Origin of the sequence: Cellulosimicrobium cellulans (genome assembly GCF_016921195.1) — a bacterium.
Taxonomy (GTDB): domain Bacteria; phylum Actinomycetota; class Actinomycetes; order Actinomycetales; family Cellulomonadaceae; genus Cellulosimicrobium; species Cellulosimicrobium cellulans_F.
Genome location: NZ_JAFGYF010000004.1, coordinates 175287 through 187635, shown reverse-complemented (window position 1 = coordinate 187635; position 12349 = coordinate 175287). Strand labels below are relative to the sequence as shown.

General features: G+C 75.7%; 12 protein-coding genes. 8 read left to right on the top strand and 4 right to left on the bottom strand.

Annotation, left to right across the window (positions count from 1 at the left end):
* Positions 1 to 84: 84 nt before the first annotated feature.
* Positions 85 to 984, bottom strand: a complete 900-nt coding sequence (locus JN535_RS10940; protein ID WP_205205586.1) for a universal stress protein — start codon at positions 982 to 984, stop codon at positions 85 to 87.
* A 214-nt stretch (positions 985 to 1198) separates the two neighbouring features.
* Between JN535_RS10940 and JN535_RS10935 the strand changes: the two genes are divergently transcribed.
* Positions 1199 to 1930, top strand: a complete 732-nt coding sequence (locus JN535_RS10935) for a response regulator (protein WP_205205585.1) — start codon at positions 1199 to 1201, stop codon at positions 1928 to 1930.
* A 142-nt stretch (positions 1931 to 2072) separates the two neighbouring features.
* Positions 2073 to 2546, top strand: coding sequence for a pyridoxamine 5'-phosphate oxidase family protein (locus JN535_RS10930; protein WP_205205584.1), 474 nt, complete (start codon positions 2073 to 2075; stop codon positions 2544 to 2546).
* A 66-nt stretch (positions 2547 to 2612) separates the two neighbouring features.
* On the opposite strand, the gene JN535_RS10925 is transcribed toward JN535_RS10930, so the two are convergent.
* Positions 2613 to 3800, bottom strand: coding sequence for a GAF domain-containing sensor histidine kinase (locus JN535_RS10925; RefSeq protein WP_307868581.1), 1188 nt, complete (start codon positions 3798 to 3800; stop codon positions 2613 to 2615).
* Positions 3801 to 3993: 193 nt separating this feature from the next.
* On the opposite strand from JN535_RS10925, the gene JN535_RS10920 reads away from it, so the two are divergent.
* Positions 3994 to 4776, top strand: coding sequence for a tetratricopeptide repeat protein (locus JN535_RS10920; RefSeq protein WP_205205582.1), 783 nt, complete (start codon positions 3994 to 3996; stop codon positions 4774 to 4776).
* Between the two features lie 230 nt (positions 4777 to 5006).
* Here JN535_RS10920 and JN535_RS10915 read toward each other — a convergent pair whose 3' ends face one another.
* A complete protein-coding gene (locus JN535_RS10915; RefSeq protein WP_205205581.1) occupies positions 5007 to 5579 on the bottom strand; it encodes a hypothetical protein in 573 nt (190 codons plus the stop codon).
* A gap of 162 nt (positions 5580 to 5741) precedes the next feature.
* Complete coding sequence (locus JN535_RS10910) at positions 5742 to 6260, bottom strand: hypothetical protein (protein ID WP_205205580.1); 519 nt, start codon at positions 6258 to 6260, stop codon at positions 5742 to 5744.
* Positions 6261 to 6459: 199 nt separating this feature from the next.
* Between JN535_RS10910 and JN535_RS10905 the strand changes: the two genes are divergently transcribed.
* The 5 genes from JN535_RS10905 (at position 6460) to JN535_RS10885 (ending at position 12288) form a co-directional block, all read left to right on the top strand.
* A complete protein-coding gene (locus JN535_RS10905) occupies positions 6460 to 8490 on the top strand; it encodes a M15 family metallopeptidase (RefSeq protein ID WP_205205579.1) in 2031 nt (676 codons plus the stop codon).
* Positions 8491 to 8710: 220 nt separating this feature from the next.
* Positions 8711 to 10456, top strand: a complete 1746-nt coding sequence (locus tag JN535_RS10900; RefSeq protein WP_205205578.1) for an ABC-F family ATP-binding cassette domain-containing protein — start codon at positions 8711 to 8713, stop codon at positions 10454 to 10456.
* A 50-nt stretch (positions 10457 to 10506) separates the two neighbouring features.
* On the top strand, positions 10507 to 11040 hold the full coding sequence (locus JN535_RS21555) for a DUF2087 domain-containing protein (RefSeq protein ID WP_307868577.1): 534 nt from the start codon (positions 10507 to 10509) through the stop codon (positions 11038 to 11040).
* A gap of 61 nt (positions 11041 to 11101) precedes the next feature.
* The gene (locus JN535_RS10890; RefSeq protein WP_205205577.1) at positions 11102 to 11641 is read left to right on the top strand and encodes an aminoacyl-tRNA deacylase; all 540 of its coding nucleotides are present in this window, start codon (positions 11102 to 11104) and stop codon (positions 11639 to 11641) included.
* 272 nt (positions 11642 to 11913) lie between these two features.
* Positions 11914 to 12288, top strand: coding sequence for an STAS domain-containing protein (locus tag JN535_RS10885; protein WP_307868574.1), 375 nt, complete (start codon positions 11914 to 11916; stop codon positions 12286 to 12288).
* The last annotated feature ends 61 nt before the right edge of the window (positions 12289 to 12349 follow it).

Genomic DNA, 12349 nt, shown 5'->3' with positions numbered 1-12349 from the left:
GGGGCGGCGGCCGATGCCGCCCCGCTTCTCAGGGGTGGTGTGCCCGTCCGGCAGCGGGCGCACCACCACCTGCGTGACCTCGGGCTACGCCTTCTCGGCGTGCACGACGGCGACCGGGTGCGTCGCGTGGTGCAGCACCTGCTGGCTCACCGAACCCAGGACCATGCCGCGCAGGTCGCCCCGGCCGCGCGAGCCGACGACGGTCAGCGCGGCTCCCGCCGCGGCCTCCCGGATCGCGGCGGACGGCTCGCGGTCCACGACGAACGTCTCGACGAGGACGTCGTCGTGCGCGGCGGTCCGCACGCGCGCGAGCGCCGCATCGACGGTGCGCGACGCCTCGGCCCGCGCGTCGCGCTCGGCCGACGTGTAGAACGACGGGTTCTCCTCCCACAGCGGACCCGTGGGCAGGCGCCACGCGCACACCGCGACGACGCGCGACCGGGTGCGGGCCGCCTCGTCGAGAGCGAACCGCAGCGCCGCGTCGCCGTGCACGGACCCGTCGACGCCGACGACGACGTCGGTCGTCCGCTCGCTCCGGTCCACGACGGGCGGCACGACGACCACGGGCACGGGGGAGCGCGCGGCGAGCCGCGTCCCGACCGAGCCGAAGAACATGGAGCCGACCGAGCCCAGGCCGCGCGACCCGACCACGACGAGGTCGGCGTCCTTGGCCTCGTCGAGCAGCGCCTCGGCGGGCGGGCCGGACCGCAGCAGGGTGCGCACGGGCACGGTGGGGTCGACGTGCGCGGCGCGCTTGGCGGCGGCCGACAGGATGGGCCCGGCGATCTCCCCGAGCTCCTCGACACTCGGGTAGTACGCGCCCCCGACGAACGGCGTCGCGACCACCGGCACGTAGGCGACGTGCAGCACGCGGAGCTGGGCGCCGCGCCGAGCCGCCTCGCGCACGGCCCAGTCCAGGGCCTTGCCGCTCGTCGCGCTGCCGTCCACACCGACCAGCACGACCTGCTGCGTCGATCCGCTCACGGTTCCCACCTCTGTCCCTCGTCCCCTTCGCGGCCGGGCCGAGCCCGCCGCCTGCATACTTCCTGGATACTCCCCGAGACCGGGGGAGCGCACCCTGCGAGCGCCCCCGCATGCGGGGACCCACGGCTCCAGGTCGCGGGACGAAGGTCCCGCACCTGCGGCGTCGCACCCTCGCGCGCGCGAGAATCCGCCCTCGACGGGCTACGTTGAGGACATGGGCTCTCCCCACCCGATCCGTGTGTTCCTGCTCGACGACCACGAGGTGGTCCGCCGTGGCGTGGCCGCGCTGCTCGAGGCGGCCGGTGACATCACCGTCGTCGGCGAGGCCGGCACCGCCGCCTCCGCGCTCGCGCGCATCAAGGCGACGCGTCCCGACGTCGCCATCCTCGACGTGCGCCTGCCCGACGGCTCCGGGGTCGAGGTGTGCCGCGAGGTGCGCTCCGAGCTTCCCGAGGTCGGCTGTCTCATGCTCACGTCGTTCGCCGACGACGAGGCGCTGTTCCAGGCGGTGCTCGCCGGCGCGTCGGGGTACGTGCTCAAGCAGATCCACGGGTCCGACCTCGTCGGCGCGGTCCGCACCGTCGCGGCGGGCGGCTCGCTGCTCGACCCCGCGAGCACCGCGCGCGTGCTCGAGCGCCTGCGCCACGCCGCGGACGAGACGCCCGACCGGCTCGAGGGCCTGTCGCAGCAGGAGCGCCAGATCGTCGCGCTCATCGGCGAGGGCCTGACGAACCGCGAGATCGGCAAGCGTCTCTACCTCGCGGAGAAGACGGTCAAGAACTACGTCTCGCACGTCCTCGCCACGCTCGGCCTGCAACGGCGCACCCAGGTCGCGGTGCTCGCGACCGAGATGCGCCAGGAGGAGGCGACGCGCCAGGGCGGCGCCCCGGGAGGGGGCGCGTCGGCCGCGGACCGGCAGCACGGTGGCCAGCCCTTCCGTCCCTGAGGGCGACGCCGGGGCGCGCCCCGGGGGGCCCGAGGGCTCGTCCGCCCACGGACCGGGGGTCGACGGCGAGGGTCCGGGCGACCGGGCGGCGTCAGGACCTTCGGCTCTCGCCGATCTGACACCGCGGCGCGACGATGTGGAGATGGACACAGTCGAGCGAACCGGCACAGGGGCACCGGTGGCGGGGGCGGGGGCCACGACGGCCGAGCGCCCGCGCGCCTCGGCAGGGCTCGCGGAGCTCACGCCCGAGGAGAGCTACGCGCTCCTCGCGACCGTCCCCGTGGGCAGGATCGTCTACACCGACCACGCGCTGCCGGCGATCCAGCCGGTGAACTTCGTCCTCGACGGGCCGGACGTCGTGTTCCGCACCGCCGAGGGCTCCAAGCTCGCGGTCGCCGCGAGCCGGGCGGTCGTCGCGTTCGAGGTGGACCAGTTCGACGCCGAGGCGCGCTCCGGCTGGTCCGTCGTGCTCGTGGGCCGCACGTACGAGGTCACCGAGCCGGTGGAGCGGGCGCGGCTGCTCGCCCTCCCGCTCGTGACGTTCGTGCCGGGCGTGCGCGACCGCGTCATCAAGGTCGTCCCGCGCATCGTCACCGGGCGACGGATCCTGCGCTGAGACGGCCGCTGAGCCGGCCGCCGAGCCGGCCGCTGAGCCGACGCCGAGACCGGTCCGGACGCCTCGTCAGCCGAGCGGCACCCACCACTCGAGGCGCGTGCCGCCGTCGGGCAGCGCGGTCGCGGTGCTCGACCCGCCGAGCGCCGCCGCGCGCGCCTGCATGTTCCGCAGGCCCGAGCGGCGCCCCCCGGGCTGGATGCCCACGCCGTCGTCCGTGACCGTGAGGCGCGCCTCGTGCGCGGTCACGGACAGGTGCACGACGACGTGGCTCGCCTGCGCGTGCCGGGCGACGTTGGTCAGGGACTCGCCGAGCACGACGACGAGCTGGTCGGCGACCTCGGCCGGCAGGCTCGGGCCGCCGTCGGACACGCCTGCGCCCGACCCCTCGGCCGCGACCTCGACGCTCACCTCCGGCGCGAAGCCCAGGACCGTCGTCGCGGCCTCCGCCTGGGCCCGGAACCGGTCCTCGATCGACGGCGCGTCCGGGTCGGTCGCCGTGTGCAGCGCGAAGATCGTCGAGCGGATCTGCCGGATCGTCTCGTCGAGGTCGGAGACGGTCTCCTCGATGCGCGTCCGCGCGTTCGGGTCGGCGACGAGCGGCTGCACGCTCATGAGCGTCATCGCCGACGCGAACAGACGCTGGATCACCACGTCGTGGAGGTCGCGCGCGATGCGGTCGCGGTCCTCGAGCACCCCCACCTGCTTGGCGCGCCCGTAGAGCCGCGCGTTCTCGATCGCGACGCCGGCCGCGGCCGCGAGCGCGATCACGGCCGCCTCGTCCTCCGCCGTGAACTCCGTCGTGGAGCCGTCGCCGCCCGCCCCGGGCGTTCGCTTGTCCGTGAGGTAGAGGTTGCCGAACACCGTCTCGCGCACCCGCACCGGGACGCCGAGGAACGTGTGCATCGGCGGGTGGCCCTCGGGGAACCCCGCGGAGCGGACGTCGTCGGCGATCTCCGGGACGCGGATGGGCTCCGGGTGGTCGATGAGCTCGCCGAGCAGGCCCTCGCCGTGCGGCCAGTGGTCGATCGCGGCGACCTCGTCGTCCGAGAGGCCCAGCGGGATGAACTGCGCGAGGCGCTCGCGGCCCGAGGCGTCGAGCACGCCCAGCGCGCCGTACCGGGCGCCGGTCAGCTCCATCGCCGCGTCCACGATGCGGCGTAGCACCTGCGGGAGGTCGAGGTCGCTCGTCACCGCCACGACGGCGTCCAGCACGCGTTGCCCGGCGGTGGCCGGCAGGTCCGTCGTTCCGCTCACCCGAGCCAGTCTCCCAGACGCCGGACCGCCGACAGCACCCGGCCGGACGCAGGGGTGTGACGTGGGCGACAGCCGCGCTATCGTGCGTCCACATCTCGGGACGCCCGCCGCCGTCCTGCGGTCGCCCGCGCGGCCCGGCAGGCGCGAGCCGACCGAGGCCGTCGACGCAGGGGGCCGAAGGGACGCGGTGCGCATGCCGACCACCGACCGGAGCACGGACCTCGCCACGACCACCGCGCTCGCCGACCTGCGGGCCGCCGTCGGGCACCTGCACCCCGACGACCCCGCCGAGCTCGTCGCCATCGCCGACGACCTGCGCACCCTGGGCAGTCCCGCGGCGGCCGTGCCGTTCTACGAGGCAGCCGTCGAGCACGGAGTTTCTGGGGCCCTGTACCGGTTGGGCGTCGCGCACCACGAGGCGGGCGACGCCGCCGAGGCGTTCCGCTGCTTCGAGCTCGCGGGGCTCGCGGGCGACGTCCTCGGGGCGTTCATGGCCGCACAGGTCGCGACCGAGCGGGGCGACCTGCACGCCGCCCGGCGGTGGTACGAGCAGGCGCAGGAGGTCGAGGGCGCCTCCGTCCGGCTCGCGCAGGTGCTGGCCGAGCTGGGGGAGCGGGACGCCGCGGACGACCTCCTCCTCGCGACGTCGGGCGAGAGCTGGGAGGCGGCCGTCGAGCTGGCGCGCAGCGGCGCGCTCACGGGAGACGACGCCGTGGCGCTCCTCGAGGGCTGGGCGGAGGCGGGCGAGGCGCGCGTCGCGGCGGTGCTGGCGGACCTCTACGTCCGGGCCGGCCGCGCCCTCGACGCGGAGGACCTGCTGGAGCAGGCGGCGCTCGTGGGCGAGCCGACCGCGCGCACGAGCCTCGGCGTCCTGCGGCTGCGGGCCGGCCGGGTCGCCGAGGCGATGACGCTGTGGGGCGAGGCCGCCGCCCAGGGCGACCCCCAGGCCGCGGAGCTGCTCGCGCGCTTCGGCTGAGCACGGGCGCGGCTGCTCGGGTGCGGACGGAAGGGCGCCCGGCGGGCGACCCGCTCCGTCGAGCGTCGGTCGCCCTGCCGGGCGCGGAGGGCGGGACGTGCGGGTGGTCTCCCCACCGCCCGCACGTCCCTCTTCCCCCGGGAGCGACTCCCTGCAGCGACGGCCTCAGAATCGTCGCGCGGTACCGGTCGCCCCGTAGGCCCGCCGCACACGGCGGGCTGTCGGAACCGTCAGACCAGCCAGGCGTTGCGCTGGACGAGCGGGAGCTTCTGCCACGCCTTGCCGAGGCCGACCACGCTGCCCGCCCCGAGGAGCGTGAGGGCGATGATGGTCAGGGCCATCGTGATGTGGTCGTCGATGATCGGGTTGGTCACGAGCGGGAGCTCGGCCAGGTACATGAGCAGGAGCAGGAGCGTGCCGCTCACCGAGGCGACCCGCATCCCGATGCCCAGGACGAGGGCGAGCCCGATGCCGAGCAGGCCGACCATGAACAGCACGTCGATGAACGCGTTGCCGGCGAGGCTGGCGAAGAAGCCTGAGAACGTGCCCTCGAGGTTCGACAGGAAGCCGGTGGTCGGGCTGTTCCCGTTGATCCACGACCGCTCGGCGGGGGTCGCGAACCCGAGCCCGAACGTCTTGTCGAGGAACGCCCAGAGGAAGTAGAAGCCGATCACGATCCGCAGGACGCCGAGGACGACCTGGGTGTGTCGCGGGGCGCGCTCCGCGAGGCTGAGGGTCTCCGGCTCGCTGCCTTCGACCGTGGGGAGCGGCGCGTTGGCGTTCCGCTCGATCGTCCCCTTCATCACTGTCCCCTCTCATCGACCCGGCCGGTGCGGTCGGGCTCCTGAGACCAAGCAAACCCCTGTGAAGGAAGGGTGGACGTCAGGCGAAGGTCGCCGCCCCCGGGGACCTAGGTCCTCGGTGAGCGCGGGTGCAGCGCTCGCCGGGGGCTGCGGCCGGGCCGCTCAGGAGCCGGTGGAGCCGTCGAGCTCGGCGCGCAGCTCGTCGACGCGCGTGCGCAGGCTCTCGATCCCGTCCCGGACGGCGGCGTCGGCGCCGGAGAGGGAGTCCGCGACCGCCTCGAGCTGGGAGGACGCGTCGTCGAGCGCGGTCTCCGCCTCCGCGAGGCGCTGCTCGGCCTCGGCGCGGGTGTCGTCGGTCGCGGCGGCCGCCTCGTCCGCTGCCGCGCGGGCCTCGTCCGCGGCCTCCTGTGCTGCCGTGACGGCGTCCTCGGCGCGCGTGCGGGCCTCGCCGGACAGCGAGCCGAGGTCGTCGGTGAGGGACCGGACGTCCTCGCCGATGGTCTCGGCCTGGGACCGCGCGTCGTCGAGGAACTGCTGGACCTGGTCGCCGGTGAGGGTGAACTCCGGCACGCTCACGGACCCGTCCTCCGCGCACCCGGAGAGCGCGAGCGTCACGACGACGGCCCCGCAGAGAGCGAGCCGGCGCGACGTTGACCTGCGGTGACGCGTGGATGAACTCATGGCGGAATTCTCCCCCGCGACCATGAGACCGAGGTGAGAGCCTCGTGGAGGCGGTGTACGGTAAGCGGACGAGGGCACTGTGGTGTGCAGCACACCGACCGGTGGGCGCGCACAGCCGTGACGTCGGGCGCGACGACGCGCAGAACCGGCGCGCGGGGACCGCAGGTCCGTGGCACGGCACCGAGCACGGGAGTGAGCAGTGAGCACGACGGCGGAGCACGAGGGCGCGGCGGACGACGTGCCCGAGACGTCCGAGCCCGCCGTGCCCGCACCGGCGCCGAACCCGACCTTCGCGCGCCGGGCGCGCACCGTCTCTCACGTCCTCATCTCCTCGGCGCTCGCGATCACGCTGGCAGCGGCCCTCGCGGGGAGCGTCGAGCCCCGCCCCGGCGCGTCCTTCTTCGCTGCCGAGACCACGACGGCGACGCAGGTCTCGGCGCTGTCGAGCACGCTCGGCGCCGGCCTCGACGAGGACCAGCAGCTCGACGGGGCGATCGAGGTGCTCGCGACCGCGAACGCGCTCGAGGACGGGCAGGTCACCGCGCCCGTGGAGCAGGCGCGCAGCGAGCTCGGCATGCTCCTCGCCACGTACCTCGCCCAGCAGGACGCGGCGCGTCGGGTGCCGGTCCAGGTCGTCCCCGACGGCGGGCTGGACCTCGACGAGTCGCTCGACGACACCGAGGTCCCCGACCTCCCGGAGCCGGTCGGTCCGGGCGCCGACTCCGACGACCCCAACCTCCCCGGCGCGGACGAAGACGGGACGACGGCCCCCGGGGGCCGCGCGCAGCAGCCCGCGTCCGTGGACGCCGCAGGTGACGCGGACGCCGTGCGCACCTCCGCGGTCCGTGCCGCGCCGAGCCCGAGCCCGACGAGCAGCCCCGACCCCGCCGCGTCCCCGAGCCCGAGCGGCTCGCCGAGCCCGTCGCCCTCGACCGACGCTCCGACGGGTCCGACGGCGCCCGGCAGCATCGGAGGCACCCCGGGAGACCGCACGCTCCCCGAGGACGCCGTGCCTGCTCCCGACGGCGTCGCCCCGGGAGAGCTCGGCGGCACCCACGGCGACCTGGACGACCCGTCGAGTGACAGCGTTGACGGCGAGCACGCCGACGACGACCACGCCCACGGCGACGTGACGCTCGAGGACGTCGTGGTCTCGGCGACCCACCTCGCGGACCTGCTCGGCACGGACTACTCCCCGGTCGGCGTCGTCCCGGCGGCCGGGGCCACGGCGCTCGCGGGTACGACGCTCGCGGAGCGGCTCGCCGAGGTGGTCGAGAAGTACGCCGGCTCGACGGCGCAGTACCAGAACGGGCGGATTCCGCCCGAGGCGCTGTGCGAGCTCGACTTCGCGCCGGGCAAGACGCTGCGCTGCGACGCGGCCGAGCAGCTCGAGGCGCTCGCCGCCGAGTTCCAGAAGGAGTTCGGGTACGCGCTGAAGATCACCGACGCGTACCGCCCCTACGACGACCAGGTGCGGCTGAAGGCCATCAAGCCGCACCTCGCCGCGGTGCCCGGGACGTCCCAGCACGGCTGGGGCCTGGCGATCGACATCGGCGGCAACGTCCCGTCGGGGACCTCGCGCGAGTACGTGTGGCTCCGCATGCACGGCCCGGACTACGGCTGGGACAACCCCGCCTGGGCGCGGCCGAACGGGTCCAAGCCGGAGCCGTGGCACTTCGAGTTCTTCGCGGCGGGCAAGATGCCGACGCGCTACACGCCGTCGGAGAGCACGACCCCGACGACCCCGCAGAAGCCGTCGACCCCGGGGGCGCCGGCCCCGGCGCCCAAGCCCACGCCGACCGCGCCCCCGAAGCCGACCACGCCCACGCCGACGACGCCCCCGAAGCCGACCACGCCGACCACCCCGAAGCCGGAGCCCGAGCAGCCCGCGAAGGTCGCCGTGCCGGCCGGCCTCGTCGGCACGGCGCGGGCCCAGGCCGAGGCCGCGCTCACGAAGGCCGGGCTGAAGGTCAGCGTCACGACGCAGGAGGACGCCGCCGCGGCGGGCACCGTGATCGCGGTGAACCCGGGCTCCGGCACCGAGGTCGCGCCGGGCAGCACGGTGACGATCGTCGTCTCGTCCGGTCCCGCGGTCGTCGAGCCCGAGCCCGAGCCGACGCCGGATCCCGAGCCGACGAACCCCGAGCCGACGCAGGAGCCGACCGCCGCACCGACGTCGGCGGCGCCCGAGGAGCCGACCTCGGAGGCGACGGAGACGGCCACGCCCTGACGCGCGACGTCGTCGGCGGCGTCGGAGAAGGCGGCACACGGCACCTGTGCCGCGCGGTCGCGCAAATCCCGTGCGCCGCGCGCGGGGACCGCGTAGCCTCGTCGGCGATGTGATCCTCACCTGCCCCGACCGCTCCGTCCCGTCGAGCCCGTCGTCGTGGCCCCCGCGCCGTTCCGGCGCGTGCGCGTGCCGCCCGGGCACCTTGGTAGGTGATCGCCCCATGGCCCGTTCCACCCCTGTCCTCCGTGCGTCCGACGTCCGCGTGTCCTTCGGGGGCCGTCCCGTGCTGCGCGGCGTCGACCTCGCCGTCGACCCTGGCCACCGCACGGGCCTCGTCGGCGAGAACGGCGTCGGCAAGTCCACCCTGCTGCGCGTGCTCGCGGGTACGCTCGCGCCCGACGTCGGGGCCGTGACCCGGCCCGACGACCTCGGGTACCTGCACCAGGAGTTCCCCTACCCGCCGTCGACGACCGTGCGCGCGGTCGTCGACGACGCGCTGGCCCGCGTCCGGGCGATCGAGCGCGAGCTCGAGGAGGCGGCGCTCGCCCTCGCGGGCCCTGACGGCGCGGGGCCCGGCGGGGGTGGTGCCGACGCGGCGTACGCGCGCGCCCTCGACCGGGCCGAGCTCGCGGACGTGTGGGACGCCGACGCGCGCGCCGCGCGCACGCTCGCCGGGCTGGGCCTCGACGTCGACGGCGTCGCCGGGCGCGCGGTCGGCTCGCTCTCGGGCGGGCAGCGGACGCGGCTCGGGCTCGCCGCGCTCCTCGTGCGCCAGCCGGGCGCCATGCTGCTCGACGAGCCGACGAACCACCTCGACGACGACGCGGCCGAGTTCCTCGCGGCGGCGCTGCGCGCGCTCCCGGGCGCCGTCGTCCTCGCGAGCCACGACCGTGTCTTCCTCGACGAGGTCTGCACCGAGATCCTCGACCTCGACCCGGTGGCCGAGCCGCTGCGGGGCGCCGCGGACGGCGCGTCGCGCCCCGGGGGCACGGCCACCCTGTACGGCGGCACGTACAGCGACTACCTGGAGGCGAAGCGCGTCGAGCGCGCGCGCTGGGAGCAGCGGTTCGAGGCCGAGCAGGCGGAGCTCGCCGAGCTGCGCCGGTCCGTCGCGGTCACCGCGCGCGACGTCTCGAAGAACCGGGAGCGCGGCAACCAGGCGAAGATCCTCTACGACTTCAAGGGCGAGCGCGTCCAGAGCCAGGTGTCGCGGCGCGTGCGCAACGCCCAGCTGCGCCTCGACACCCTCGAGCGCGACCAGGTCCGCAAGCCCCCGCCGCCGCTGCGCTTCGCGGCGCCGAGCGGCGGCGACGTCACCCCCGGCGGGGGCGACGTCGTCGCCTGGGCGCGGGGTGTCGTCGTGCACCGGCCCGCCGGCGCGGCGGAGGCAGGCGCGCCCGGCGAGCGCGCGGACCGCCTCGACATGGTGGCGTCGGGCGTGCCCTCCATCGAGGTCGCGCGCGGCACGCGGCTGCTCGTCACGGGCGCCAACGGCGCGGGGAAGTCGACGCTCCTGCACGTCCTCGCGGGAGACCTGGTCCCCGACGCGGGAACGGTGGGCCGGGCGCGCGGCGTGCGGGTGGGTCTGCTGGAGCAGGACGTCCACCTGCACGACGACGACCGCACCCCACGCGAGCTCCTCGCCCTCGCCCAGGGCTGGGACCCGGCCGACCGTGCGGGCGCGCGCGAGGCGGCCGTGGAGGCGCACGGGCTCCTCGCGCCGCGCGACCTGGGGCGTCCGCTCGCGGAGCTGTCCGTGGGCCAGCGGCGGCGCGTCGTGCTCGCGATGCTCGTGACGCAGGCCCCGGACGTGCTGCTCCTCGACGAGCCCACGAACCACGTGTCGCTCACGCTCGCGGGCGAGCTCATGGAGGCCGTCGACGAGTGGCCGGGGGCCGTCGTCGTCGCGTCGCACGACCGGTGGCTGCGACAGCGCTGGACGGGCGACGTCGTGCACCTGTCCTGACCGGCGCAGCTCGCTGGCCCCGGGCGCCGCCGGGTGCCTAGGGTCGGTGGGTGGACGAGGAACAGACCGGCGCCCCGGCGTCGGGCAACGCGTGGAGACAGGTCGTCGCGTCGCTCGCGGACGCGGGTCGGCTGGAGGTGCTCGCGCGCGTCGTGACGGAGCGCCCCGCAGAGGCCGTGCTGTCGACCGACGAACGACGGAGGCTCGCGCCGCTCCTCGCCGCGGGGGTCGTCGTGCGCGACGCCGGCGGATTCCTGCGTGCCGCGCCCGAGCGGTTCGCGGCGCTCCTCGCGACGACGCCCACGCCCCGGCAGACAGGTCCCGAGCGGTTCCTCGTCGACGGGCGCCTGGTGCGCTCGCCCAAGCGCCTGCGCGACCGGGAGCTCGTGGTGCGGTTCCTCGCGGCGCAGGTGCTGCCCCTGGAGGAGCCCGTCACCGAGCTCACCCTGACCAAGCGGCTCGCGGCCCGCGCGGCGGACCCGGTGTCGCTGCGCCGCGCGATGGTCGACGCCGGCCTCGTCCACCGGACCCGCGACGGCGCCGAGTACTGGCGCACGGTCGTGACGGAGTTCGACGACGTCTGAGCCCGGCCGCCGGGCGTCGCGCGGCGGGGTGGGCGTCGGACGCGGCGGCTAGGGTCGGGCCATGAGCAGCGAGCGCGCCCTCGCGGCGCTGGAGGCGTCGGGCATCGACTACACCGTCACGCGGCACGGCCGGGTGGGGTCGCTCGAGGAGGCCGCCGCGGCCCGGGGCGTGCACCCGTCGCGCGTCCTCAAGACGATCGTGGTGCGGCGCGCGGAGGACGACTACCTGTTCGTGCTCGTCCCGGGAGACCGGCAGATCTCCTGGCCCAAGCTGCGTGCGCTCCTCGGCGTCTCGCGTCTGTCGATGCCGGACAAGGAGGTCGCTCGCGACGTCACGGGGTACGAGCGCGGGACGATCACGCCGTTCGGCTCGACGCACGCCTGGCCGGTCGTCGCGGACGTGCGGGTCGTGGCCGGAACGGGGGCGGGCGACGAGGTCGACGTCGCGGGAGACACGCGTGAGCCAGGCGCGGAGCCCGACGCCGCGGCGCGCCTCGTCTCGATCGGCGGCGGCGCGCACGGCGTCGCCGCGACGGTGGACGGGCAGGCGCTCGTCGGTGCGCTGGGCGCGCAGGTCGCGGACGTCACGGAGCCGCTGTAGCGCGTGCCGCCGGTCGGGCGCGCGGCGGTTGTGTGGGTTCGGAGAAAGGTCGAGGACCACCCGCTCGAGGGCTGGTGTGCGCCGCGGGTCGGGTGCAGACTCGTTCTGCTCCGGTCACGGTCGCCCGGCGCGACCGTCGCCCGACGGCGGCGCGCGCGACGGTACGGAGCCTCGCGGGGGCGCGCGGGGAACAGGTCGTCACCACCGGGCGTTGTCCGGAGGGGCGGCCGACAGCACGCAGGACGACTCGAGAGAGACGGTGAGCGGGAACCGTGGACACAGGCAGCGCGATCGACCGGACGAGCGGGATCGTCTACGCCCCGGCGGACGGCGGCGTGGTCGTGACGATGTGGGGAGAGATCGACGCGGCGCTGCGCGACCGCGCGAGCGAGGCGATGTCCTACGTGCTGGACACGCGCGGCCGCGTGGTGGTCGACGTCGCCGACGTGACCTTCATCGACTCGTCGGGCATCGCGTTCATCATCCAGCTCTACATGCTGGGCGAGGAGGACGGCCGGGACGTGGTGCTCCGCGACCCGTCGACGAGCATCGTCGAGCTGCTCGAGATGATCGGCATGGGCGGTCGCATCCCCGTCGAGCGCAGCGGCGCGTCGACGGGCCCCATCGAGGTCGTCGGCGCGGTCTGACGGCGTCCCGCGCCCGACCGCCCGGGTCCCGGAGGCTGTGGGACCTGGCCGGTACGGTGCG